The organism is Gordonia hydrophobica NBRC 16057 (assembly GCF_001592365.1).
In the GTDB taxonomy this organism is placed as follows: domain Bacteria; phylum Actinomycetota; class Actinomycetes; order Mycobacteriales; family Mycobacteriaceae; genus Gordonia; species Gordonia hydrophobica.
Map to the genome: position 1 here is coordinate 484,765 of NZ_BCWU01000001.1, position 24,510 is coordinate 509,274.

Below are 24,510 nucleotides of genomic sequence, written 5' to 3' on the forward strand. Positions count from 1 at the left end.
ACGTGTGATGGTGCGTTCAGAAGGGTCGGGACCGTAATGACGCGCTGCTCACAGTGCGGGAAATCCATGGGACGGTAGAGGAATGGTCATGATCGCCGGGCACCGACTTCGGGATCCGCTCGCCTTCCCGTCCCTGACGCGACGGTCGGCGATCGGCGACGCCGCGGTCGGTCTGGTGCTGACCGTGATGCTCGTCGCGATCGCGTCGGGGACGGGTCTCACCGCCGCGATCGTGAGCGTGATGGTCGGCGTCGCGCTGATGATCCGACGCTCGGCGCCGTCGCTGATGATGGCGCTGGCACTCGGCTCGGCAGTGATCCAGGTCGTCACGTATGACATCGCGCCCGCCGCCTGCCTGCTGTACTCGGTCCTCTACTACACAGCGGGGCATCATCCGTCGGCGCGGGTGCGGATGGCGTCGCTGGCGGTCGGCACCGTCGGGTCGGGCGTCGCGGCGTGGGTCTATCCCCGCGCTCCGGGGCTGGGCGGAACCGACGAGTCGACGCTGTCGGCATACGTCGTCACCTTCGTCGGGATCGTCGTCCTGCTGATCGGCAGTTGGACGTTCGGATACGTCCGCTACCAGCGGCGGAGCGTGGAACGGGCGCGCGTCGCCGAGCAGATCGCGCAATTGGAACGCCGTCGTCTGCTGGATCTGTACGACGAGCAGGCCGAACGTTCGGCTCTCGCGCGCGACATGCACGACGTGGTGGCACATTCGCTCGCCGTGGTCGTGGCCCAGGCGGAAGGCGCCCGGTTTGTTCTCGACACCAGCCCGGACGCCGCCAAGGACGCGCTCGGCGTCATCGCCGACACCGCGCGGCAGGCCCTCGCCGACGTCCGCGGCGTGCTGGAGGAGCTGCGAAGCGCGGAGTCGACCGCGGATCATGCGCGAACCGACCGCGAGCAGTTGTTCGCGCGGATGCGTGCAGCGGGCATGATGCTGCAGTCCAGCGAGATCGGCGACGAGGACGCGGCGTCGCCGCTGAGCGTCCGCGTCGCGTTCGCCATCCTCACCGAGTCCCTGACGAATGCGTTGAAGTACGGCGATCTGGAGCAGCCGGTGAACGTGCGGCAGGAGTGGACCGACGGCTGTCGCCTGACGATCGGCAATGCGCTGTCCGACGCGCCGCTGGCGCCGGGCGGAGCCGGTCACGGCATCCGCGGCATGGTCGAACGCGCCGAACTGGCCGGCGGTACGCTGACCAGCGCGGCGACGGACGGCGGGTGGCTCGTCGAGCTGGTGATCCCGGCCCGCCCGAAAGGACTGTCATGATTCGCGTTGCCCTGGTCGACGATCAGCCGCTCTTCCGAGGCGGGATCGCGATGATCTTGTCGAGCCAGCCCGACATCGACGTGGTGGCCCAGGAGTCGTCGGCCTTGAGCCTGGCACAGATGGTGCGCGACGCCGCGCCCGATCTGATCCTCATGGACGTGCGGATGCCCGGGATCGACGGGATCACCGCGACCGGTCAGCTGCTCGCCGAGTTCGGTGCCTCCGCACCGAAAGTGTTGGTGTTGACCACCTTCGACGTCGACGAGGCGGCGGCGCGCGCCATCGAAGCGGGTGCCAGCGGCTTCGTGCTCAAAGACGCCCAGCCCGACTTCCTGCTGGCTTCGGTGCGGGCCGTCGCCGACGGCAGCCAGGTGGTCGCGGCGTCGGCGACCCGGCAGTTGTTCGAGCGCCACGGCTCCCGCGGCACCGACCCGGGCCCCGAGTTCCAGACGTTGACCGCGCGCGAACGCGAGATCCTGCTGCGCGCCGCGACGGGACTCTCGAACGCGGAGATCGCGGATACCGAATTCCTCTCGGAAGCCACGGTGAAGACACACATCTCGCGGATCCTCGCGAAGCTCTCACTGCGCGACCGCGTGCAGCTGGTGGTCTACGCGTACGAGCACGGACTGGTGTGAACCACCCCCGCGTACATCCCGAGGATGACGCCGAGACCCTCCGCTCGATGTACCGGTTTTCCGCCTCCGGGTGGACGCGAAAGGCCAGGTCAGAGCCATATCGTTAATGCCATGAACGCAACTGATCCCACCACCAGACCCGCCGTCGTCATGCGCCACGTCTCACGGACGTACGGCGACCCCGCCAATCCGGTCCACGCGCTGCGCGACGTGTCGGTCGACATCCGACGCCGCGAGTTCACCGCCATCATGGGACCGTCGGGCTCCGGCAAGTCGACCCTGATGAACGTCATGGCCGGCCTCGACGAAGCCAGCTCGGGCCAGATCTGGCTCGGCAACAACCCGATCGTCGGCCTCAACGACACCGCGCGGACCATTCTCCGACGCACCAGCATCGGGTTCGTCTTCCAGTCCTTCAACCTCATCCCGACGCTGACCGCCGACGAGAACATCCGCCTGCCATTCGTCCTCGCCGGACGCGAACCCGACGCCGCGCAACAAGCGTGGATCGCGCATCTGGTCGGTTCGCTCGGCCTGCGCGACCGGCTCGACCACCTGCCCGCGCAACTCTCCGGCGGCCAGCAGCAGCGCGTCGCCATCGTCCGTGCCCTCGCGGGCAAGCCGACCATCATCCTGGCCGACGAGCCGACCGGCGCGCTCGACACCCGCACCAGCCGCGAGGTCCTGGCACTGCTCACCACCGCGGCCCGCGAGTACGGACAGGGCATCGCGATGGTCACGCACGACCCGGTCGCCGCGTCGTACGCCGACCGCATCCTAGTGCTGGCCGACGGACGGATCGTCGGGGAGTACCGCGGACTGGATCCGCGCCAGATCTCCGACCTCCTCATCAACCTGCAGGGGGTGGCGGCATGAGGGCCAACGACTACCGGCTGACCGCCGGATCGCTGCGTGAGCTGTCGACGGTGGGCGTGGTCTGCGGACTGTCCGCGGGGTACGCGGGCATCATCCTGACCGCGAGCGACTTCCTCGGCCGTGCCGGCGAGCAGTCCGACGGCGGCATCGGCGTGCTGTTGGACATCGTGTCGTCGGTCTTCATCATGATCGCCCTGTTCGTGGCCGCACTGGTCATCAGCAACGGCGTCGACACGGTGATCGCCGGCCGCCAGCGTCAGTTGGAACTGCTGCGGCTGATCGGGGCGAGCGCCAAGCAGCTGCGGTCCAGCCTGACGCAAGGCGTCGCCAAGGTCGCGGCGCTCGGTGCACTGGTGGGTCTGGTCGGCGGCGTCGCCGTCGCCGACCTCGCACGGCTGGTGATGGTGCGACGCGGACTGCTGCCGGACATCCGGTACAGCTACCTTCCGCCGACCACCTTGTTCGCTGCCGGAACGGTCATCGGCGTGGCAGTCGTGGCGACGGTGATCGGCTCGCGGCGCACGCTGGCGGGCACCGCGGTGGGGCGTTCCACCAACGGGTACCGGTGGCTGAGGAACCTCGTCGCGGTCGGACTCGTCGGCTTCGGCGCAGTACTCCTGGCCGGCGCGGTCTACCTCGGCGAGCACGGCAAGACGGACGGCTTCTTCGTCGCCTTCTTCGGCACCGCGATCACGTCGGTGGGTCTGCTGCTCGGCGCGCAGACCGTGGTTCCGGCTCTGGTCGCCGGCCTGGGACGATTGCTCGGCAGCAGCCCGGCAGCCATCCTGGCCCGCAAGAACGCGGTGGCCGACAAGGCGCGCACCACTCGGTCGACCATCGGGCTGTTCATCGGCGTCACTCTCATCGTCACCGTCATCGCAGGCATGACCTCGCTGCGGGAGTCGATCGAGCGCTGGGACATGACCGCAGAAGAACTCGATCGGAACCGGGAGACCATGACGATGATGACCTGGGTGCTGGTGGGGCTGATCGTGATCTCGGTGATCATCGCCGCCGTCGGCTTCGTCTCGACGATGTCACTGACGGTGATCGGGCGGACGCGAGAGATCGGGATGCTGCGGGCGATGGGCTTCACGGCCAAGCAGGTTCGACAGACCATCACGCTCGAGTCGATCGCGTTGTCGGGCACGGCGATGCTCGCAGGCCTGGCGCTCGGCATGGTGTTCGGCGCCGTCGGCAGTCAGTCCCTGATCGGCGCGCTGACCCCGGGGTTCCCGATCGGTCTGCCGCTCGGTGCGCTCGCCGCGATCGTCGCAGGCACCGTCGCACTGGTCGCCGTCGCGTCGTTGCCGCCGAGCCGTCGCGCAGTGTCGGTGGCGCCGGTCGACGCACTCGCCGTCGTCTGACACGCGAAAACGCGCACTGTCCCCGGGATCTCCCGAGGACAGTGCGCGTCTCTTGTGGGTCAGCGGGTGCGGGTACCGCCTGCACCCACCGGTTCACGACGGTCCGGGGTCGAGGTCGCCGGCTCGTCGAGTGCGACCTCCGCGGTCGGCAGCGCGACTGCCTCGGCGGCCGCGACGGGCGGTGTGTCGACGGTCGTCGCGAGCGGCTTCTCCTTGACGAACAGCAGCACGACGAGGGCGATCGCGGCGAGGGGAACGAAGAACAGGAAGATCGGCAGCAGTGCTTCGTTGTACGACTCGATGACCGGGATCCGGATGGCGTCGGGCAGTGCGTTCACTGCGGCCGGGGTGAGCCCGTTACGACCGCTGGCATCACCCGCACCGGAGCCGCCCAAGCGTTCGGTCAGCAGCGTCGCCAGACGCGAGGCGAAGATCGATCCGACGATCGCGGAGCCCAGCGTCGCGCCGACCTGGCGGAAGTAGTTGTTCGCGGCGGTCGCGGTGCCGACCATGCTGGTCGGGAACGAGTTCTGCACGATCAGCGTGAGGATCTGCATCGACAGACCGATGCCGACGCCGAACACCGCGAGGTACACGCACATGAGCCAGGTGGGCGTGGTGATGTGCATCGTCGCGATGAAGACCAGACCCAGACCCATGACGAACGATCCGACGATCGGGAAGATCTTGTACCGGCCGGTCCGCGACACGGCTTGGCCGGACACGATCGAGGTGATGAGCAGACCACCCATCATCGGGATCATCAGCAGGCCTGCGACCGTCGCGCTGACGCCGGTGACCATCTGGATGTAGGTCGGCATGTAGCCGAGGGCGCCGAACATCGCGACACCGATCATCAGGTTGGCGACGGTGGTGAGGTTGAAGTTGCGGTCGGCGAACAAGCCCATCGGCATGATCGGGTTCTCGGCGCGCTTCTCGACGGCGACGAATGCGATGGCCAGCACGACGGCGGCGACGCCGAGTGTGATGATCTGCGAGCTGAGCCACGGGTAGGTGTGTCCGCCCCAGGTGCAGACCAGGACCAGTGCGGTGGTCGCGCCGGCGATCAGCGCCATGCCGAGGTAGTCCATCCGCGGCTTGATCGTCTGCTCCACCTTCGGGAGCTTGAGGAAGGCGATGGTCGCAGCGATGGCGAGCGCACCCAGCGGCAGATTGCCCCAGAACGCCCAGCGCCAGCCGGGACCTTCGGTGAGCCAGCCGCCGAGCAGCGGTCCGGCGACTGACGAGACGGCGAAGACTGCGCCCATGAAGCCCATGTAGCGACCGCGTTCGCGGGCGGGGACCACATCGGCGATGGCCGCCTGCGAGAGGATCATCAGTCCGCCGCCGCCCAGGCCCTGGAGCACCCGGCCGAAGATCAGCCAGGAGATGTTGCCTGCGAGGGCGCCGACCACGGAGCCTGCGAGGAAGATGGCGATCGCCGACAGCAGGACGGGCTTGCGTCCCAGCAGGTCGCTGATCTTGCCGTAGACGGGCATCACGATGGTGCTCGCCAAGATGTAGGCGGTGATGACCCAGGTCATCTGGTCGACGCCGTGGAGTTCACCGACGATGGTCGGCAGCGCGGTGGACAGGACGGTCTGATTCAGCGACGCGAGCAGCATCGTGATCATCAGACCGATGAACAGCAGGGTCACTGATCGGCGATCGGTGCCTTGCGCGGTATCGCCGGAGGGCTCGGCGGTGGTTGTGGTCATGCGAGTTCCTTGATGGTTCGGCGGAAGACCTCGAGGGCCTTGGCCAGGGCTGGTGAAGCGGGGTTGTCGAAGACGTCGGGGTCCGACTTGTAGGCGAAGTGCAGGACCGCACCCGCCATCTGAATCTGTGCGCGAGCGGTGTCCAGATCGTCGGGCGGTGCGTCGGCGAGCTGCTCGGTGAGCGCGTGATCGAGACTCTCTTGGGCGGCCAGCCCGTGCTGGCGCATCCGGTCAGTGAGCTGCGGATACTCCTCGACGAGCCGTGCATGGTCGACGTGCCGCGCTCCGGCCTGCCGGATGCTTGCGGCGACGGCGAGCAGGAGGGCGATCGCGCGATCGAGACGCTCCGGACCCGTCGGGGTCTGGAGGAATTCGTCGAGCGGCCCGGCGGGCACCGTCGGTGCGCCCGCGCCGAGCACGGCGTCTTCTTTGCATGCGTAGTAGTTGAAGAAGGTGCGTCGGGAGACGCCTGCGCGATCGGCGATCTCGGCGATCGTCGTCTCGGTCAATCCCTGTTCGCGGACGAGGTCGACGGCTGCGGCGCGCAGCGTCCGCAGCGTCTGGAGTCGCTGGCGTTCTCGAAGACCCAATTCCTTTGTTTGCACTAGTGCAGTATTGCACGAGTGCAAGGTTGCATGCACGCAAGTGTGTCGCACCAGACACTGCAGGAACAACGGCGAGCGCTGGTTGGTTGGTCGAGGCATGGACACGTTTGGGATGGCGCGAGACGACGAGACCTCGGTGATCGAGCGGCGAGTCGTCGTCATCGGCGCCGGTCAGGCAGGATTGTCGACCGCGTACTACCTGCAACACGAGGGGTTGGTTGCGGGGGAGGACTTCGAGGTGCTCGACGCCAATCCCACCCCGGGCGGCGCGTGGAGTCATCGGTGGGACGCGCTGACCTTCGACTGGGTGAACGGCGTCTACAACCTTCCGGGGTCACGCCTCGTCGATGCCGATCCGGCCGAACCTGCTCGCGACGTGGTCAAGCGCTACTACGGGGAGTACGAACGCGACCGCGACCTGCGGGTGAGTCGGCCGTGGCGCGTGATGTCCGTCGAGCGTGACGGCGACGACCGCTTCGTCGTGCGCGCCCAGCACCCGAGCGGCGCGGTCCGCACCTACCTCGCCGGTGCCGTCGTCAGCGGGACCGGCACCTGGGATCGTCCCTACGTGCCCTGGTATCCGGGGCACTTCGACGGCAGGCAGTTGCACACCCGCGACTTCCCCGAGCCGGGCGACTTCGCGGGTCAGCGCGTCCTGGTGGTCGGCGGCGGCATCTCGGCCGTCGAGTTCGTCGTCTTGCTCGACGCCGCCGGCGCCACGCCGATCTGGTCCACCAGGACGCCGCCGCGGTGGCGAGACGTCCCGTTCGACACCGAGTGGGGGCTGGCCGTGGAGAACAGCGTCGCTCAGCGCACGCGCGCCGGTCTGCGACCGCTGAGTGTTGTCGCCGCGACCGGGCTGCCGCGGTCGCCGAAACTCCTGCCCGCGATCGCCAGCGGCCTGCTGACCTCACGCGGACCGATCGCCCGACTTGTCGGCGACGGCGTCGAATTCGCTGACGGCAGTACCGAATCCGTGGACGTGATCATCTGGGCGACGGGGTTCCGGGCGTCGATCGGGCACCTGACCGGACTCGGCGTGCGGGAGCCGACCGGCGGCGTCTTGATGGCCGACGACGACGTGAGCGTGGTTCGCGTGCCCGGCCTGTTCCTGGTCGGTTACGGGCGCAGCGCGTCGACGCTCGGCGCCACGCGGGCGGGACGTCGTGCGGCGCGGGCGGCCGCCGCTGCGACGATGGACCTGCGTTCGGCGGCCGACCGACTGCCCATGGGGTGAGACCTCGTCGGGTGCCACGCACGGTGCCGACCAGGTAGGGCTGTAGCGCATTTCTCCACGATCAACTATCTACATCGATATGTATCGACGAGATATTGGTGTAGAACTATTGAGTGTGTCGAGCACCACACTCAATCGGGAGAAACCATGACAGTCACTTTCGCGGCCCCGCGGATCGAGAAGACCGTGAGTCCCGACGGCTCCATCGTCGTGCGCTCCGTCGAACCGTTGGAGGAGTGTTCCCGCACGGTGTACGACGACTTCTGTGCCGGCGCCGCGGCGCACGCCGACCGCGTGCTGGTCGCCGAGAAGTCGGCCGACGGCGACTGGAACCGCGTCACGTGGGGCGCGATGCTGGTGCGCGTGGAGGCGTTGGCACGAGGTCTGGTCCGCGCGAGGGCTGCTGACGGTCGCGCAGCCGATGCGCCGATCATGGTCCTGTCGCACAACAGCATCGCGCACATGACCGTCACCCTGGCGGCGTACGCCGTGGGGATGCCGGTGGTGCCGGTCAGCGTGGCGTACTCACTCCAGAGCGATGATCACGCGAAGTTGACATCGCTGGTCGCGCAGGCGGACCCCGGTGTGGTCTTCGCGGAGTCAGAGGATTATCGAGCAGCTCTCGAGGCGGTGGCCGCAGGCCGCACCGTGCTGTCGGCGACGCCCATCGCCCTCGACGGCGCGACGACGATCGAGTCCTTCAGCGTTGCGGACGGTCCGCTGCCGCCCCGTCCGACCCTGGATTCGGTCGGCAAGATCATGTTCACCTCCGGCTCCACAGGGAATCCCAAAGGCGTCCTCAACACCCACCGCATGATGGCGGTGAACCAGCAGCAGATGCGGCAGGTGTGGCCGTTCCTGAATGAGGAGCCGCCGATTCTGCTCGACTGGCTGCCGTGGAGTCACACCTTCGGCGGCAACCACAACATGAACATGGTGCTGACCAACGGTGGGAGCCTCTGGATCGACGACGGACGTCCCGCGCCGACGATGATCGGCCGAACCGTCACGAACCTGCGCGACGTCTCGCCGACCGTCTACTTCAACGTGCCTGCCGGGTATGCGGCGCTGGTGCCGATCCTGGAGCGCGACCCCGACGCGGCCAAGGGGTTCTTCGCCGACCTGCGGCTGGCGTTCTATGCGGCAGCGGCGCTGCCGCAAGGGATCTGGGATGCGCTGGCGGCGTTGGCCGACCAGTACGGCGGCCGGGCGCAGATGACGACGTCGTGGGGGATGACGGAGACCGCCCCGGCGGCGACCACCACCCACTTTCCGACGTCGAGCGCCAGCAGCATAGGCGTACCGCTGCCCGGGGTCGACGCGAAGCTGGCGCCCGTCGGCGAGAAGCTCGAACTACGGGTCCGCGGCCCGAACATCACGCCGGGGTTCTACGGCCGTCCGGAACTGCTCGCCGAGAAACTGGACGAGGACGGATTTTTGCGCACCGGCGATGCCTGCCGGTTGATCGACGACGACGATCCGCGGCGCGGGCTCTGCTTCGACGGTCGCATCGCCGAGGACTTCAAGCTGGCGACCGGCACCTTCGTCAGTGTCGGGACACTGCGCCCGCAACTCCTGTCCGCGTGCGGCGGGATGGTGAGTGACGCGGTGATCTGTGGACACGATTCCGACGCCGTCACGGCGTTGATCTGGCTCCACCCCGACCACGCGGCACGACAGCACGACGGCGTCCCGGACGACGACCTGCGTGCCGACCTGGTGCAGGCGCTCGGCTCCCTCGCCGTCGGCGCGGGGTCGTCGCAACGGGTGGAACGACTGCTGATCCTCACCGAGCCGGCCCAGCTCGACGCGGGCGAGCTGACCGACAAGGGTTACGTCAATCAGGCCCGGGTCCGGGCGCGGCGGACCGACCTCGTCGCCGAGATCGGCGCCGCAGAACCCGGCCCTCGCGTCGTGTGTCGGTTGTCGGCGTACGCTGGCGCCTGAACTCCGGGTGGTGGGTGCGCGTCAGAGCGGTCTGGTCACTCGCGGCGGTCTCGATACACCGCCGACTCGCTCCGCTCGCCGGCGGCACTCGACCAACGTATGGGGGCGAGCGCCGCCGTTCGTGGGCGGGTGCTTGACGAGCGTGTGTGGTGAGCGCCGCCGTTCGTGGGCGGGTGCTTGACCAACGTGTGAGGTGGCGGTCGACCAACGTGTGGGGCACCTAGTCTTCGGTGGAGAGGACCTCGGCGACGAAGGTATTGACGCGCTGACTCAGGCCGGCGATCTGCTCCTGGCGAATCGCGGCGAGATCGGTGCCCTTGTGGAAGGCCGGCGGTCGTTTCCGGACGTTCGCTGAGCAGTTCAAGTCTGCGCAGATCAGGACGCCAAGCGTGTCACCACGACGACCGTTCGAGCCACCGCGGCGCACCGTGTACAGCACGGCCTCCTCGGTGAGTTCGACGTCGCGGCACCAGGCGCACATCGCCCGGCGAGACGGCTTGGCCTCCGCGCGATTGAGGATGAGGGACACCAACTCGCCGTCGTGCTCCACCACGAGGTAGGCGCGGCGAGGCATCTTGCGGTCGCGCCACGCGTAGAACTCGCGACGGTCGAAGTCGACGTCGTCGAAGTCGAGGGGGAACGTGACCTTCTTGATCTCGCTGCGCGTGGCGCCGCGGAAGGCATTGAGGATCTGCTGTTGGGTGTGGGAGTTCATGACAAAGACCAATCTCGAATGGGCGCAGACAGTTCTGCGCAAGAGGGGAGCGGCCGTACGCGGTGTGCGCAGCGTGCCGTGAGCGACGACGAGCAGCCGATCCGTGGGGATCGGCTGCGGGGCGCGGTCATCTGCCGACGGCGCGGTGAGCGCCCGGCGTCTCCTGCATTCGTGAGGTCATGATGACTCCACGGTAGCGCACGTCCGCACCGCGTCGCGAACCGATTTCGCCGCGTGAGCCCGGCGTGTGCTCGGTTACGGTTGGCCGCCACCGGGTTTCGGGCTCCGTTGCCCAGCGATCCGCCTCGGCGGGCGGTACTCTTCCCCTACCTGAACGATTCGTCCGCTTCAAGAACGTTGGAGTTCCGGCCGATCGCTCTCTCCGTCACGAAAGGTCAGATCAGATCATGGCTGTGAACAACCCGCTCAGCGGTGCACCGGAAGCGGTGCAGGAGATCGCTCATCGCACGTGGCAGAGCTTGCTGGGCATCGGTATCGCGTCGGTGATTCTCGGGATCATCGTTCTGCTGATGCCGGGGGCCGCGCTCTTCACCATCGCGATCCTGTTCGGCGTCTACCTGCTGCTCTCCGGCATCTTCCAGATCGCGTCGACGTTCGGGGTACAGCACTCGCATGGCTGGTGGCGACTGCTGACGTTCGTCTCCGGCGCCATCTCGATCATGCTGGCCTTCGTCGCCTTCCGAAACCTCGGGACCGCAGTGATCCTGCTGGCCATCTGGGTGGGCATCGGCTGGATCTTCCGCGGCGTCGCAGAACTGTCGGTGTTCATGGACGCCACCAGCGGACTGCCTGGCCGCGGTTGGGGCATCTTCACCGGCATCGTCACGGTCATCGGCGGCGGAATCCTCATCATCTGGCCCATCTCGTCGATCGCGACGCTGACCGTCGTCTCCGGCATCATGCTGGTGGTCGTGGGCGTGGTCGAGGTCGTCAACGCGTTCGCGCTGCGCTCGAAACTCAAGTCCGTCGGCGCCGAGCACGCGACGGTCTGAGCCCCGCTCATCTCGACCCGCGCTATCGACCGAACCCGCACGGCTCGGCTTCTCACGAAGCCGGGCGGTGCGGGTTCGGTGCGTTTGACGTCCTAGTTCTGAGGCGCAGGCGTCAGTAGCACCTTTCGGATCTTGCCCGCCGGCGTCATCGGGAGCGCATCGACGATCTCGACGGCGTCGGGCACCTTGTACGCGGCGAGCGAGCGTCGGCACTTTTCGAGAAGCGATTCGACGTTGACGGTCGCGTGCGGCGCCGGCACGACGAAGGCGTAACCGGTCTCGCCGTAGGTGCGGTGCGGAATGCCGATCACCGCACACATCGCGACGGTCGGGTCGGTGGCGAGGACGTTCTCCACCTCGGCGGGGTAGACGTTGTAGCCGCCGCGCACGTACATCTCCTTCTTGCGGGCGATGATGCTGACGTGGCCGTCGTCGTTCATCGTCGCGACGTCGCCGGTCGACAACCAGCCGTCGTCGGCGAACGTCGCCGCCGTCTCGGTCGGCTTCTCCCAGTATCCGGCGGCGACGCACGCGCCGCGGACCTGCAGTTCGCCGGGCTCACCGGGCGGCAGCGGTGCGCCGTCGTCAGAGACGACGCGTCCTTCGACGCCGTCGAGCGGAGTGCCGATGGTGGTGGCGACCGTCGCCAGCGAGTCACCCTCCGGAGAGATGACGCAGGCGCCCGAGGTCTCGGACAACCCGTACAGGTTCGCCAGTCGGGGGCCGCCGAAACGGGCGGTCACCTGCTCGGCGAGTGACGGCTCGAGATTCGATCCGCCGACCACGCACAGTCGTACCGTCGACAGGTCGCAGGCGGCGAACGCCTCGGACGCCAACAGCATGCGATACATGGTGGGGACGCCGCAGAAGACGGTCAATCCGCGTTGTGCGGCGTCGACGACGAGATCGGGATGAAAGCGGGCGAGCAGGGCGACGGCCCCGCCGACCACGAGGCTGGAACCGACGGCGCAGGTGAGCCCACCGACGTGATTGAACGGCAGCGCACCGAGAAGGACGTCGTCGGCGCGCTGACCGAATCGCTGCGCCTGCATGGCCGCGGAGGCGAGCAGGCTCGCATGCGTGAGGGTGGCGCCCTTCGGCTCGCCGGTGGTGCCGGACGTATAGAGAATGACGGCGGGGTCGTCGGGTGTCGCGGCCTCGGGTTCGGCGTCGGGCTCGCTCGCTTCCATCCGCGCCCAACCGTCGTCGCCGTCGGCGCCGAAGAACACCGTGCGCTGCACGCTCGGGATGCGCGGAGCGAGCTCCGCGAGGAACGGACGGAACTCGAAATCGCCGGCTGTCTCGTCGCAGAGAAGGAGCGTGGCCTCGGACTGACCGAGCATGTAGGCGAACTCGTGCTCGCGGTAGATGACGTTGAGCGTCACCAGGATCGCGCCGATCTGCGCGGTCGCGAAGTAGGCGACCAGCCATTCGGGGCTGTTCGTCGCGGCGATCGCGACGCGGTCACCGCGCCCGATGCCTGCGGCGCGCAGACCTGTCGCCGCGCGCAGCGCGCGCTGACGCATCTGACCGTAGGTGACGGTCTCGCCGCCGAAGTGAATGAACGGTGCGTCCGGTGCGCTCGCGGCACGGTCGGCGAGGACGGCGCCGAGGGTCTTGTTCGCGACGGCGGACAACGGTGACGGCATGGACTCTCCCTCTCATCGGTCGATGAGGCCAGCATCGCGCACCGAGGAGGGGCGGTGGTGGGAAACTGTCGATCGCGTCGAGGTACCGGGCAGCTCACAGGCGCAGTGCGTACTCCCGTAAGCGCTCCGAGGCAGCCGCCAGCGAGTCGGCCGCAGCGGCGGCGTGCTCGGCGACCGCGGGCAGTCGGTCGGCGAGCGTGAAGTCGACGGGCACGCTCGTCACGTCCATGCCCATCGACCCGGCGAGAATCTTCTCGATCGTCGGCACCGTGTAGTCGCCGGCGCGATCGGGATCGTCGTTGTCGTACGCCAGGCCGCGCGGCGACACCACGACGACGGGAATCCCGTGCAGTCGGCCCGGGGCGTCGTCGCTGGACGTCGTGATGCCGAGGACGTGCAGATGGTCGAGCCACGCCTTGAGGGTGGACGGGAGCGACCAGTTGTACATCGGTGCACCGATCACGACAGCGGCCGCCTGTGCGACCTCCTCGATCAGTTCGTTCTGCAGTGCGGCGGCAGCCGGATCGACGTTCTCGTGCGGGCGGCGCATGGCCTCGGGGTAGTGCAGGCCCGCCGTCGTCAGATGCGGGACGGGGGCGGCCGCGAGATCGCGGTGAACGACGTCTCGGTCCGGACCGGCCGCCCGCCATATGTCGGCGAACTCGGCGACGAGCGGACGCGACACCGAGTCGGGTCCGGAGATGGAGGAATCGACTGCGAGAAGATAAGTCACCCAATCACTCTCGCAGGATCGACGAGCACGTGCACCCGCTTCACGGTGGTGCGTGGGCACGGCTGAAGGGGGCCTAACGCAAGAAAACCACCTGTGAACAGGTGGTTTCTATTGCTCCCCCAATTGGATTCGAACCAATAACCGCTCGATTAACAGTCGAGTGCTCTGCCGTTGAGCTATGGGGGATTGCTCGCCTTCGAACGAGATCAGACTCTATCCCATGAATCTGGGCGAGTGCAAAACGCCTGTTCAGGTGGTGGAGCCTGGTTCGGCGTCGCGCCAGATGTCGGTCTGGGACAGATGAGCGATGAGTCGCTCGGCGCCGTCGGTGAATTCTCGGCGAATGCAGTCGGCGGCGGCGTCGGCATCGCCGGCGCGGTACGCGGCGACGAGCTCGTCGTGCCGGTCGGCGGTCACCGCACTCCACTCGGGATCCGACGCATACATCTCGTGCGGCGTGTAGCGCGTCGTGTGCAACAGCATCCACGAGAGCTTGGAGCTGTCCGAGAACTGGTTGTGGGCACGATGGAATTCGTGCTCGGCGCGTGTGAGCGTGGCACGGTCGCCCGAGCGCGCCGCACTCCGGAACTGCGCGTTGGCCCACGCGAGCTCGTCGATCTGCGCCACGGTGATGGCGGCGGCGGTGCGCCGGGCGATGCGCGCGGCGATCTCGCCCTGCAACCAGAAGATGTCGTCGACGTCGGTCCGAGTGAGTCGAGCGACCTCGTACCCGCGGTGCGGGGCGAGGAGGACCATGCCCTCGCCTCGCAGCGTGAGCAGCGCTTCCCGCACGGGCGTCACGCTGATACCGAGCGCGGCAGCGGTCTCGTCGATGCGGATCCGATCGCGGGGGAGCAGCTCGGCCGTCATGATCCGGTGCCGGAGGATCGACGCGACCTCGTCGGACAGCTGCGGGCGGTTCCGCAGCTGCGACGAGGCGGGGGAGTCAGAGGCCATAGGTCTTTCCGATGATGTCGCGCTGGATCTCGTTGGTACCGCCGAAGACGGTCGAGATGATTGCGCCGCGCATCAGCCGCTCGGCGTCGAACTCTTTCGCGTAACCGTAGCCGCCCATCATCTGCATCCCGTCGATGGTCATGGCCTTACTGGTCTCGGTGGCCTTGAGCTTCACCATCGATGCCTCGCGCGGCATCATCCGCTCCGGATGCGCGTCGGCCGCCCGGGCCACGCTGTAGACCAACTCGCGGGTGCAGGCGATCTCAGTCGCGTGGTCGGCCATTCGGTGCCGAAGTGCCTGGAACGAACCGATGGGTCGGCCGAACTGTTTGCGGTCGGTGATGAACGCGAGCGTGTCGTCGAACGAGCGGCGCGCCAATCCGAGCTGCATGGCAGCGAGAATGAGGCGCTCGGTGTTCAGCCCCGACATCAGCTGCTTCCAGCCGTCGCCCACCGTGCCGACGACTGCCGAATCGGGGACGAAGCAGTCGGTGAAGTAGAGGTCGTTGACCTCGCGGCCGCCGAGGGTGTCGATGCCGCTGATGGTCAGGCCGGGAGTGTCGGCGGGGATGTGGAACTCGGTGAGGCCCTCGTGTTTGCCGCCGGACCTGTCGGTGCGGGCGATCAGCAGGATCGATTTCGAGAAGTGGGCGTTGGAGCACCATGTCTTCTGTCCGTTGATCTTCCACCCGCCGTCGACCTTCTCGGCACGACAGGTGAGGGCGCCGACGTCCGATCCGGCCTCGGGTTCGGACATGGAGATGGAGAGGGAATCTCCGGCGACCACGCCGGCGAGAACGTCGCGACGCAGGTTGTCGTTCGCAAACTTGGCGTACGCGGCCGCGGTGATGAGGGTGGGTCCGACGGCACCGATCGGCGCCTGATTCCGGACCGCCTCCTCGAGGAAGATGCACATCTCGACGTTGCCCGCGCCCGCTCCGCCGAACTCCTCGGCGACGTTGATGCCTGCCCAGCCCAACTCGGCCATCTTGCGATACAGCGTGTCGGAGTGTGCGTCGGCGCCGTTGTTGGTGAGGGCGTCGCGCTTGGCCCGGGTGCCGACCTCGCGTTCGCAGAAGTCGGTGATCGCTTGGGCGAAAGCCTGCTGTTCGGGGGTGAATTCGACCATGGTGTGCTCCTTGTTTGGGCGTGGATGGAACGATTAGCAATATTCGTATCACATATATCTCACGACTATATTAGTGTCGTGCATCACATTATCCGTCGATGTCGCGAGAAGCGGTGGCGCTAGAGTGGGGCCTCATGGCGAACAGCTCGGAAGAACACGACCGCGAGGCGATGCTTGCGGAGAACCGTGCGCGCCGGGCCCAGATCCGCGCCGACGAAGCAGGGAAGGCCGAGGGCAAGCGCGATTCGGCTGCGGTCGACACCGGCGAGACAAGCACCGACGTGACCGATGAGGAGGCTGCGTCTGCTGCCGCCACGGGGTCCCGGTTCGGGTCGCGGGGTGTGGTGGCGGCCCTCGCCGCAGTGGTGGTCGTGCTCGCGGTCGCAGTCGGCGTGCTCGGGTATCTCCTCGCGACGGCCGACTCCGACGACGGCTCCGGAGTGGACGATCAGGCGATCGCCGACGCGAAGAACTACGCGGTCACCGTGCTGACCTATTCGGCGGGCGACTACGCCGATCTCGACAAGCGGATCCGTTCGATCTCGACATCCGAGTTCGCCGATCGCTACATCAAATCTTCCCAGCAGGCTCGCACGGGCAACGACGAGGCGAAGGCCAAGGGGGTCGCTGAGGCGAAGTCCGCCGGTCTCATCTCGATCTCTGACTCCACCGCCGTGGTCTTGGTCGCCGTCGATCAGACCGTCACGACACCGCTGGTGCCGTCGGCGGAACCTGACGGCATGAAGTATCAGTCGCGTCTGCAGATCACGCTGGTCCGCGACGGCGACGAATGGAAGATGTCGGATCTGTCGGTGGTGTGACGACGATTGATTCCCGGTGGCCGGGTCCCCACGCTGGTCGAGTGCTGCCTGCGAGCGGAGCGAGCACGCAGTTATCGAGACCGCCGTGCGCTGGAATCGTTGGCCTTCCGCTGCCATCGTCGGTGATCTCGGCACTGCTCCGACGGATCGTGAGCCGCAGCCGTGGCGGGAAGTGCTGCGCCAGTTCGTTTTTTCTTCCGCTCTCGTGACCGCACCATTTCGCGGCCAGTCGCACCACTTGTGGTTCCCGCACGTGGTCGCGACGAAGTGCGAGAACCACACGTGGTGCGACTCGACGGCAGGTGGTGCGTGACCGCGAGTCTGGTTGCGGTCACTCGCGGGTTGGCCTGTGCGAGGTTCGCGTCCCCGTGCGGTGTCGCCGAGGGCGATTCGCCCTTGGCGCGTGCTGACGGGGACGCGAATCTCGATAAGACACATGCTTGCTGCGCTCCGCCTACTCACATCGTGCTGAAAACTGCCTGATCAGCACCCTCCGGCGGCAATGTTCCGCCGGAAGGGTGTGAGCGAGCAGTTCTCAGCTGGGATCGGTCGGGCGGAGCCTCGCCGACGACCACCGTGTCCCGACATGGAGGCGGCTGCGGCTCACGATCCGTTCGAGCAGGGCTGACATCACCACACGATGGCAGCGGAAGGCTCCCTGATTCCAGCGCACGACGGTCTCGATAACTGCGTGCTCGCTCCGCTCGCACGCAGAACTCGACCAGCTTGGGGAAGCACTCGACGAGCGTTGGGGGCGACCAGCGTGGGGAAGCACTCAGCCAGCGTGGGGCGACCAGCGTGGGGAAGCACTCAGCCAGCGTGGGGCGACCAGCGTGGGGAAGCACTCAGCCAGCGTGGGGCGATCAGCGTGGGGAAGCACTCGACGACCGTGGGGCAACCATCACTGCTGAACCACGCCGTCTTCGCTCCTCAGGACTGCGGTGACGACGGCGCCGACGGTGGGGGCGTCGACATCGCGGTGCGCCACGGTGACGTCGGTCGCCGTGTTCAAGGCCGCGTGCACGAGGAACCGAGCCTCGGCCGCAGTCAGATCGGGCCGAGCGCGGCGGAGCCAGGTGGCCCACTCGTCGACGTTCACGCGCTGCTGGCGACGGAGCGCACGACGTTCGGTCGCATCGAGCGCGCCCATATCGCGGAGATAGACCGTCATGATGTCCGGGTCGGAGACGCACAGTCCCGCATACTGCTGAGCCAAGGCGTCGATGGCCTCGGCGGGTGAGGTGGCTCGCGACAGTCCATCGGTGATCGCCGCGGTGGTCCGCTCGGATCCGCGCCACAAGGCCGCGACGAGGATGGCGGTCTTCGACGCGAAGTGGCGATAGACGCCGGAGGGCGGGAGGTCGACGGCCGCTCCGATCTGTTCCATCGTCACCTCGTGGAAGCCGTGGCGGGCGAACAGTCGGATGGACTCGGTCAGCACGGCTTCGCGCTTGCCGAGCGGGGTGAGTCCGGACGATTCTGACGGCTCAGTCGCACTCGGCAGCTCGAGGTCGAGGACGGCGTCGCAGGCGTCGAGCAGGACCGCGAGTACGGACTTGCGGGCCAGCGTCACCCGGTGGGTGACCGGACTGGCGATGATCGACAGCGTGGCCGTCACCAGAATCTGTGCGGAGCGCTCGGAGAGGGTCGGGCGGAAGCGCCTGAGGAGGTCGACGAGGCGGGTGCGTCCACGACTGCTCAGCTCGGCCAGGTGCCGGAGGTCGTCACCCTGGAGCATTCGCGGTTCACGCCGGTAGATGTTGCCGGTGTCCCGTCGGTCCAAGGCGCCCGCTGCTGCCGCGTGCAGGATCGCTCGAGCCTCGGTGCGCGGGTCGTCGCCGGGTGGGACGGCGGCGATGGTGTCGGCCAGTTCTTGGGCCTGCCGCAGCAGCGCCGCGGCGAAGAGCTCGTACTTGCCTGCGAAATGTCGATAGAGGGCCGGAGCGGAGATGCCCGCCTCATCGGCGATCTGGCTCAGGTGCGTCGCGTGGAATCCGTCTCGGGCGAAGCTGCGGGCAGCGGTCGCCAGGATGACGTCACGACGATCTGCGGGCCGCTTGCGGGCCCGCATGGTTGCCGAATCGCGGATCGGAGAGGTCATGACGATCAAGGGTAGCGAACCACAGAACCGCAGTAAGTGTTTCGCTCAACTTGTAATCAATGCAGGTAGGACATATTTTCTAGTCCAATAAGTTAATCAAGATTCGCATGACTTGAGTCACTATTGATGCTACCGTGGGTGGCAATTGCGACAACTCACCGAACAAGGAGTGCGATGATCAGCGAGGCCGCCTGCGTTGCCGGAGTGTGGGGGAGTGTCGACGACGACGGTGTCGCACGCCTGGAGATGGACCGCCCCAAGCAGATGAACGCCCTCGACGGAGGCGCCTCGGCGCAGGTGATGGCACTGTGCGACGAATGGGCCGCCCGCGACGACGTGCGGGTGGTCGTCCTCTCCGGTCGCGGTGGCGCCTTCAGCGCGGGCGCCGACGTTGCCGGCATGGCCTCCGACGCCGCGCAATCGGGCGGATTCGACGCCTCCGCGTCGCGCGCCATCATCGAGAACGGATCACGCCTCGTCGGGGCGATTCGCCGACTGCCGATGCCGGTGGTCGCGGCCCTGGACGGTCCCGCGGTCGGCATCGGCGCCTCGATGGCGGTCGCCGCAGACCTCGTCTACGCCACCAGTCGCTCCTACTTCCTGCTCGCCTTCGTCAACATCGGACTGATGCCCGACGGCGGCGCGACCGCACTCTTCGCGGCGGCCGTCGGGCGAGCCCGCGCCAACGCGATGGCCATGCTGGGGGAGAAGCTCTCCGCGACGGACGCCTACGACGCCGGGCTGATCAACGCGGTCGTCGACGATGCCGAGGCGCTCGACGCCGCGGTCGCGCGCGCAACCGCCAAGCTCGCCCGGACCCCGTCGCAGGCGCTGGCGCTCACCAAGAAGGCACTCGACGAGCACACGCTGCACGGATTCGACGCCGCCATCGAGCGCGAGATCGCCGGGCAGACGCAACTGCTGCAGTCTCCCCAATTCCACACCGCCCTGCAGGCTTTCGCCGGCCGATGACGCCACGTCCCCACCGATCCTCATACCCGCCACTCGTCCACGCACTCACCGCACACAGGAGATGACATGACCGACACCCTGGGCTTCGCCCTCACCGACGAGCCGCTGCGCTCCCGTCGAAACCACTGGAACAATCAAGTCCGGCGTCATGCCGCCGCGAACCCGGACGGCGTCGCGCTGCGCTTCCTCGGCCACAGCACCACCTGGCGCCAGCTCGACGACCGCACGCATGCGCTCGCAGCCTCGCTGCTCCGTCGTGGGGTGGCGTTCGGCGATCGCATCCTGGTGTTGATGCTCAATCGGAGCGAGTACGTGGAACTGACGCTCGCGGCCAACCTGATCGGTGCGATTCCGGTGCCGGTCAACATTCGGATGGCGCCCGCCGAGATCGCCTTCCTGCTGTCGGACTCGGGGGCGAAGGTCGTCGTCACCGAGACGATGCTCGCGCCGCTGGCAGACGCCGTCGCCCAGCTCACCGGGGCGGTCGAGTCGATCATCACGGTCGGCGACCGCGCCAACGACGCACACCTGGGCTACGAGGACCTGGTGGCGGAGGAGGGCGAGCCGCTGCCGGAGATCGACATCCCCGAAGAGACCGTCGCGCTGATCATGTACACCTCGGGCACCACCGGAAAGCCCAAGGGCTCTATGCTCACGCACCAGAACCTGCAGGCGCAGGCGGTGACGTGCATCCAGGCATTGCAGACCTCGTCCGACGACGTCGCCTCCTGTGTGGCGCCGATGTTCCACATCGCAGCGCTCGGGGCGATGACGCCCACCTTCTACATGGGCGCGACCACCGTCATCCACCCGCTCGGGAACTTTGATCCCGAGCAGATGCTCGACGTCCTGGAGGCCGAGGGCACCACGTCGATCTTCCTGGTTCCGGCGCAGTGGCAGGCGGTGTGCGCCGCGCAGCAGGCACGCCCGCGCGATCTGAAGTTGCGGGTCATCAGCTGGGGCGCCGCGCCGGCGTCGGACACCGTGCTGCGTGCGATGGGCGAGACCTTCCCGGACGCGCTGAACATCGCGGTGTTCGGTCAGACGGAGATGTCGCCGGTGACCTGTGCGCTTGAGGGCAAGGATGCGCTGCGCAAGCTCGGCTCCATCGGCAAGGTGGTTCCGTGCGTGACTGCTCGTGTGGTCGACGCCGCGATGAACGACGTTCCCCAGGGCGAGGTCGGCGAGATCGTCTATCGCGGGCCCAACCTGATGGCCGGCTACTGGCAGAACCCGCAGGGCACCGCCGACGCCTTCGCCGGCGGCTGGTTCCACTCCGGCGACCTGGTGCGGCAGGACGAGGAGGGCTTCCTCTACGTGGTGGACCGTGCGAAGGACATGATCATCTCCGGCGGCGAGAACATCTACTGCGCCGAGGTGGAGAATGCGCTGTTCGGGCACGCCAAGATCGCCGAAGCGGCGATCATCGGCCGGGCGCACGAGAAATGGGGCGAAGTCCCGGTGGCCGTCGTCGTCCTGGCCGACGGCGTCGACGACCTCACCCTCGCGGAGATGGAGCCGTACCTCAACGAGAACCTCGCGCGCTTCAAGCATCCGAAGGAACTCGTGATCGTCGACGAACTGCCTCGCAACGCGGGTGGAAAGGTGGTCAAACCGCAACTCCGGGAGGCGTACGGCAGCAAGGACGCCGGACTCAAGAGCTGAGAACTGAAACGTGTTCCATTTTTGCTGAAAAGTGACTACGCTTGCTATCGGAAGCGGCGCGAGCCGTCGATCACTTGCCGGATCACGTCCGGCCGCAATGGGATTCGAAGAGGGGTACAGACTGTGAAGACCAAGGGCGCCATCCTCCGGGAGCTCAACACGCCGTGGCAGATCGAAGAGATCGAGATCGGTGACCCGAAAGCCCACGAGATCAAGATCCGCATGGAAGCGGCGGGCATGTGCCATTCGGATCATCACCTGATGACCGGCGGCATCCCGATGGGCGGCTTCCCGATCCTCGGTGGTCACGAGGGGGCGGGCGTCGTCGAGCAGGTCGGCGACGGCGTCACCGACTTCGAGGTCGGCGACCACGTCGTGTTGTCATTCATCCCGTCGTGCGGCAAGTGCAAATCCTGCAAGGCGGGCGTGGCGAATCTGTGCGATTTCGGCGCCATGCTGCTGCAGGGCGAGGCGGTCTCCGACCACACGTTCCGGATCCACACCGCCGCAGGCGAACCGGTGTACCCGATGACGCTGCTGGGCACCTTCAGCCCGTACATGGTGGTCCACGAGGCCTCGGCGGTGAAGATCGACAAGGAGATCCCGTTCGAGGTCGCGGCCCTGTGCGGCTGCGGCATCCCGACCGGGTACGGCTCGTCGACCCGCAGCGGCGACGTCCGTCCCGGCGAGGACGTGGCGATCATCGGTGTCGGCGGCGTCGGCACCGCCGCGCTGCAGGGTGCGGTGATCGCCGGCGCCCGAAACGTCTTCGCGATCGACCCCGTCGAATGGAAGCGCGAGCAGGCCCTCAAGTTCGGGGCCACCCAAGCGTTCGCCACCGTCGAGGAAGCGATGAACGAGATCGGCAACGCCACCGAGTGGGGCATGTGCCAGAAGGTCGTCGTCACGGTCGGCGAGGTGTTCGGCAAGGACGTCGACACCTGGCTGAGCATCACCGCCAAGAACGGCACCTGTGTGCTCACCGGAATGGGCAACATGATGGAGAACCAGGTGACGCTGAACCTGTCGATGCTGACCCTGCTGCAGAAGAACCTGCAGGGGAGCATCTTCGGCGGCGCCAACCCGAAGCTCGACATCCCGAATCTGCTGTCCATGTACAAGATGGGCAAGCTGAAGATCGAAGAGATGATCACCCGCCAGTACCGCCTCGACCAGATCAACGAGGGATACCAGGACATGTTGGAGGGCAGGAACATTCGCGGCGTCATCCGCTACACCGACGCCGACCGATAGACCGAGCGCCACGAGGACCCGTCGACGCCGCGGCGTCGGCGGGTTTTCGCGTCCCAGCCCAGACCGGCGAGCCCCGGTGTCCTACTCTTAGCAGGCTAGGCCGACCGCTGGTCAGGCCACTGTTCACGGAGGGGAGACATGGCTGAGAAGAAGCGGTCACGGGCACAGCGTGGCGCCGAGATGGCCGAGCGCGAGACCGTTCGCGGAGGAGCGTTCCAGGCGTCACCCGAAGCGAAGTCGACGGCACTCACGCTGCGGATCGTCGCCGCAGTCCTGTGGCTCATCGCCATCGCAGGCGAACTGTTCGCCATCTTCTGGGTGCTGAAGCAGGACCCGATCGTCCTGTGGCTGCTGATCGTGATGATCGTCGTCATCGGTGCGTTCGCGCTCGGCGGGTCGTTGCTGTGGAAGAAGGCGAACCGGTACGACCCGGCGTCGAAGAAGGACACCGTCCGCTTCTTCGTTCAGAACCAGTTGGGCGTGATCATCACGATCATCGCGTTCCTTCCGCTGATCGTCATGATCTTCCTGAACAAAGACATGGACGGAAAGCAGAAGGGGATCGCGGGCGGCATCGCCGCGGTGATCGCCATTCTCGTCGGCCTCGCGAGCGCCGACTGGAACCCGCCGTCGGTGGAACAGTACAGCGTTGAGACCAACGTGGTGCAGGAGCTGACCGGCGAGAACAAGGTCTACTTCACCAAGAGCGGATCGGTCTTCCACGTGTGCGCCGAGGCGTCGGACCTCAAGCGCTCCAAGCAGGTTCTGAGCGGCACCGTGGAAGAGGCGCATCAGCAGAACAAGGACCGACTGACGAAGAAATGGGTCTCCGAAGCGATCAACAACTGCGGGATCTCGGTCCAGAGGGTCGACCAGGTGCTCGGCGATGTGGACGACGTGACCACGACGCTCGACGACGACCAGTTCACCACCGGGGACGACGGCTCGGTGGTCGTCGGCTCCGAGGTGGGACACTAGAGTCGACAGCTGTGAAGGCTCTGCGTGAACTCTCGAACTGGCCCGTCGACACCGTCGCGGCCGCGGTGGTGACGACCGACGGCGTGGTCGACACGTACGGTGACACCGCGCGCGTCTACGACCTCGCGTCGGTGACGAAACTGATCGTGGCGCAAGCCGTGCTCGTCGCGGTCGAGGAGGGCGCCGTCGAACTGGACACGGCCGCCGGACCGCCGGGAGCCACCGTCGCACATCTCCTTGCGCATGCGTCAGGGCTGGCCTTCGACAGTCGCGAGAGCGCCGCCGGAATCGCCGAGCAGCGCATCTATTCGAGCGCAGGCTTCGAGGTCCTCGCCGAACTCGTCGAAGCCGAGTCGGGCATCGCATTCGGCGACTACCTCCGGGAAGCCGTCTGCGTGCCACTGGGCATGACGTCGACCGAGCTGGTGGGTCCGGCCGGGCACGGCGCGCGATCGAGCGTCGCCGATCTGACGGCCTTCGCGGCAGACCAGTTGGCGCCCGCCCTGATCTCGCCCGACCTCGCAGCCGCCGCGTCGACTGTCCAGTTCCCGGGCCTCGACGGCTTTGTTCCGGGATACGGCAAACACCGGCCCAACGACTGGGGCCTCGGATTCGAGATCCGCGGACAGAAGACTCCGCACTGGACCGCCCCGGGCCATTCAGCGCGAACGTACGGTCACTTCGGTCAAGCCGGCACCTTCCTCTGGGTGGACCCCGACCGCCGAGCCTCCGCGGTGGTGCTGACGGATCGACCGTTCGGCGCGTGGGCGAAACCGCTGTGGAGCGATTTCAACCAAACCCTGCTCGACGACCTCGACGCCTGACGGGTGCCGTCGCCGACGACGGCACCATTTCATCC

The 24,510-nt window shown here is 67.2% G+C and carries 21 protein-coding genes and 1 tRNA gene; 13 read left to right on the forward strand and 9 right to left on the reverse strand.

The window, feature by feature from the left end; genetic code table 11:
* Positions 1 to 82 precede the first annotated feature (82 nt).
* From GH2_RS02280 to GH2_RS02295, 4 genes are all read left to right on the forward strand, one after another.
* Positions 83 to 1,276, forward strand: a complete 1,194-nt coding sequence (locus GH2_RS02280) for a sensor histidine kinase (RefSeq protein WP_066162518.1) — start codon at positions 83 to 85, stop codon at positions 1,274 to 1,276.
* Positions 1,273 to 1,914, forward strand: a complete 642-nt coding sequence (locus GH2_RS02285; protein WP_066162521.1) for a response regulator transcription factor — start codon at positions 1,273 to 1,275, stop codon at positions 1,912 to 1,914. The genes GH2_RS02280 and GH2_RS02285 overlap by 4 nt, the downstream gene beginning before the upstream one ends.
* A 111-nt stretch (positions 1,915 to 2,025) precedes the next feature.
* Complete coding sequence (locus tag GH2_RS02290; RefSeq protein ID WP_066162523.1) at positions 2,026 to 2,790, forward strand: ABC transporter ATP-binding protein; 765 nt, start codon at positions 2,026 to 2,028, stop codon at positions 2,788 to 2,790.
* Positions 2,787 to 4,157 carry an ABC transporter permease gene (locus GH2_RS02295; RefSeq protein WP_066162526.1) on the forward strand — a complete coding sequence of 457 codons (1,371 nt, stop codon included), beginning with the start codon at positions 2,787 to 2,789 and terminating at the stop codon, positions 4,155 to 4,157. Before GH2_RS02290 ends, GH2_RS02295 begins: the two co-directional genes overlap by 4 nt.
* A 59-nt stretch (positions 4,158 to 4,216) precedes the next feature.
* Here the strand turns inward: GH2_RS02295 and GH2_RS02300 are convergent, their stop codons facing one another.
* Positions 4,217 to 5,875, reverse strand: coding sequence for an MDR family MFS transporter (locus GH2_RS02300; RefSeq protein WP_084247246.1), 1,659 nt, complete (start codon positions 5,873 to 5,875; stop codon positions 4,217 to 4,219).
* Positions 5,872 to 6,465, reverse strand: a complete 594-nt coding sequence (locus tag GH2_RS02305) for a TetR/AcrR family transcriptional regulator (protein WP_239588661.1) — start codon at positions 6,463 to 6,465, stop codon at positions 5,872 to 5,874. The genes GH2_RS02300 and GH2_RS02305 overlap by 4 nt, the downstream gene beginning before the upstream one ends.
* Positions 6,466 to 6,577: 112 nt before the next feature.
* Between GH2_RS02305 and GH2_RS02310 the strand changes: the two genes are divergently transcribed.
* Both GH2_RS02310 and GH2_RS02315 read left to right on the forward strand, forming a co-directional pair.
* Positions 6,578 to 7,717 (forward strand): FAD-dependent oxidoreductase, encoded by a 1,140-nt coding sequence (locus tag GH2_RS02310; protein ID WP_239588662.1) that lies wholly within the window; start codon positions 6,578 to 6,580, stop codon positions 7,715 to 7,717.
* Between the two features lie 147 nt (positions 7,718 to 7,864).
* A complete protein-coding gene (locus GH2_RS02315; protein WP_066162535.1) occupies positions 7,865 to 9,664 on the forward strand; it encodes an AMP-binding protein in 1,800 nt (599 codons plus the stop codon).
* A gap of 220 nt (positions 9,665 to 9,884) precedes the next feature.
* On the opposite strand, the gene GH2_RS02320 is transcribed toward GH2_RS02315, so the two are convergent.
* Positions 9,885 to 10,379: an FBP domain-containing protein gene (locus GH2_RS02320; RefSeq protein ID WP_066162538.1), complete on the reverse strand. Its 495-nt coding sequence runs from the start codon at positions 10,377 to 10,379 to the stop codon at positions 9,885 to 9,887.
* 407 nt (positions 10,380 to 10,786) lie between these two features.
* Between GH2_RS02320 and GH2_RS02325 the strand changes: the two genes are divergently transcribed.
* A complete protein-coding gene (locus GH2_RS02325; RefSeq protein WP_066162541.1) occupies positions 10,787 to 11,392 on the forward strand; it encodes an HdeD family acid-resistance protein in 606 nt (201 codons plus the stop codon).
* 92 nt (positions 11,393 to 11,484) lie between these two features.
* Here the strand turns inward: GH2_RS02325 and GH2_RS02330 are convergent, their stop codons facing one another.
* The 5 genes from GH2_RS02330 to GH2_RS02350 form a co-directional block, all read right to left on the reverse strand.
* Entirely contained in the window at positions 11,485 to 13,041 is a 1,557-nt protein-coding gene (locus GH2_RS02330; protein WP_066162544.1) for a class I adenylate-forming enzyme family protein, read from the reverse strand.
* Positions 13,042 to 13,135: 94 nt separating this feature from the next.
* Positions 13,136 to 13,774: an FMN-dependent NADH-azoreductase gene (locus GH2_RS02335; RefSeq protein ID WP_066162547.1), complete on the reverse strand. Its 639-nt coding sequence runs from the start codon at positions 13,772 to 13,774 to the stop codon at positions 13,136 to 13,138.
* Positions 13,775 to 13,888: 114 nt separating this feature from the next.
* Positions 13,889 to 13,960, reverse strand: a tRNA-Asn gene (locus GH2_RS02340).
* Positions 13,961 to 14,023: 63 nt separating this feature from the next.
* The gene (locus GH2_RS02345; RefSeq protein WP_066162550.1) at positions 14,024 to 14,731 is read right to left on the reverse strand and encodes a GntR family transcriptional regulator; all 708 of its coding nucleotides are present in this window, start codon (positions 14,729 to 14,731) and stop codon (positions 14,024 to 14,026) included.
* Positions 14,721 to 15,860, reverse strand: a complete 1,140-nt coding sequence (locus GH2_RS02350; protein ID WP_066162552.1) for an acyl-CoA dehydrogenase family protein — start codon at positions 15,858 to 15,860, stop codon at positions 14,721 to 14,723. Before GH2_RS02350 ends, GH2_RS02345 begins: the two co-directional genes overlap by 11 nt.
* Before the next feature lie 134 nt (positions 15,861 to 15,994).
* On the opposite strand from GH2_RS02350, the gene GH2_RS02355 reads away from it, so the two are divergent.
* A complete protein-coding gene (locus GH2_RS02355; protein ID WP_066162557.1) occupies positions 15,995 to 16,681 on the forward strand; it encodes an Rv1363c family protein in 687 nt (228 codons plus the stop codon).
* 901 nt (positions 16,682 to 17,582) lie between these two features.
* Here the strand turns inward: GH2_RS02355 and GH2_RS02360 are convergent.
* Complete coding sequence (locus tag GH2_RS02360) at positions 17,583 to 18,782, reverse strand: TetR/AcrR family transcriptional regulator (RefSeq protein WP_239588663.1); 1,200 nt, start codon at positions 18,780 to 18,782, stop codon at positions 17,583 to 17,585.
* A 174-nt stretch (positions 18,783 to 18,956) separates the two neighbouring features.
* Here GH2_RS02360 and GH2_RS02365 point away from each other — a divergent pair, with 174 nt between their 5' ends.
* The 5 genes from GH2_RS02365 (at position 18,957) to GH2_RS02385 (ending at position 24,475) form a co-directional block, all read left to right on the forward strand.
* Positions 18,957 to 19,754: an enoyl-CoA hydratase/isomerase family protein gene (locus tag GH2_RS02365; RefSeq protein ID WP_066162560.1), complete on the forward strand. Its 798-nt coding sequence runs from the start codon at positions 18,957 to 18,959 to the stop codon at positions 19,752 to 19,754.
* 66 nt (positions 19,755 to 19,820) lie between these two features.
* A complete protein-coding gene (fadD5, locus tag GH2_RS02370; protein WP_066162565.1) occupies positions 19,821 to 21,419 on the forward strand; it encodes a fatty-acid--CoA ligase FadD5 in 1,599 nt (532 codons plus the stop codon).
* A 123-nt stretch (positions 21,420 to 21,542) separates the two neighbouring features.
* Positions 21,543 to 22,673 carry an NDMA-dependent alcohol dehydrogenase gene (locus tag GH2_RS02375; protein WP_066162569.1) on the forward strand — a complete coding sequence of 377 codons (1,131 nt, stop codon included), beginning with the start codon at positions 21,543 to 21,545 and terminating at the stop codon, positions 22,671 to 22,673.
* Positions 22,674 to 22,811: 138 nt separating this feature from the next.
* Entirely contained in the window at positions 22,812 to 23,651 is an 840-nt protein-coding gene (locus tag GH2_RS21955; protein ID WP_066162575.1) for a hypothetical protein, read from the forward strand.
* An 11-nt stretch (positions 23,652 to 23,662) separates the two neighbouring features.
* Positions 23,663 to 24,475: a serine hydrolase domain-containing protein gene (locus GH2_RS02385; RefSeq protein WP_066162578.1), complete on the forward strand. Its 813-nt coding sequence runs from the start codon at positions 23,663 to 23,665 to the stop codon at positions 24,473 to 24,475.
* The last annotated feature ends 35 nt before the right edge of the window (positions 24,476 to 24,510 follow it).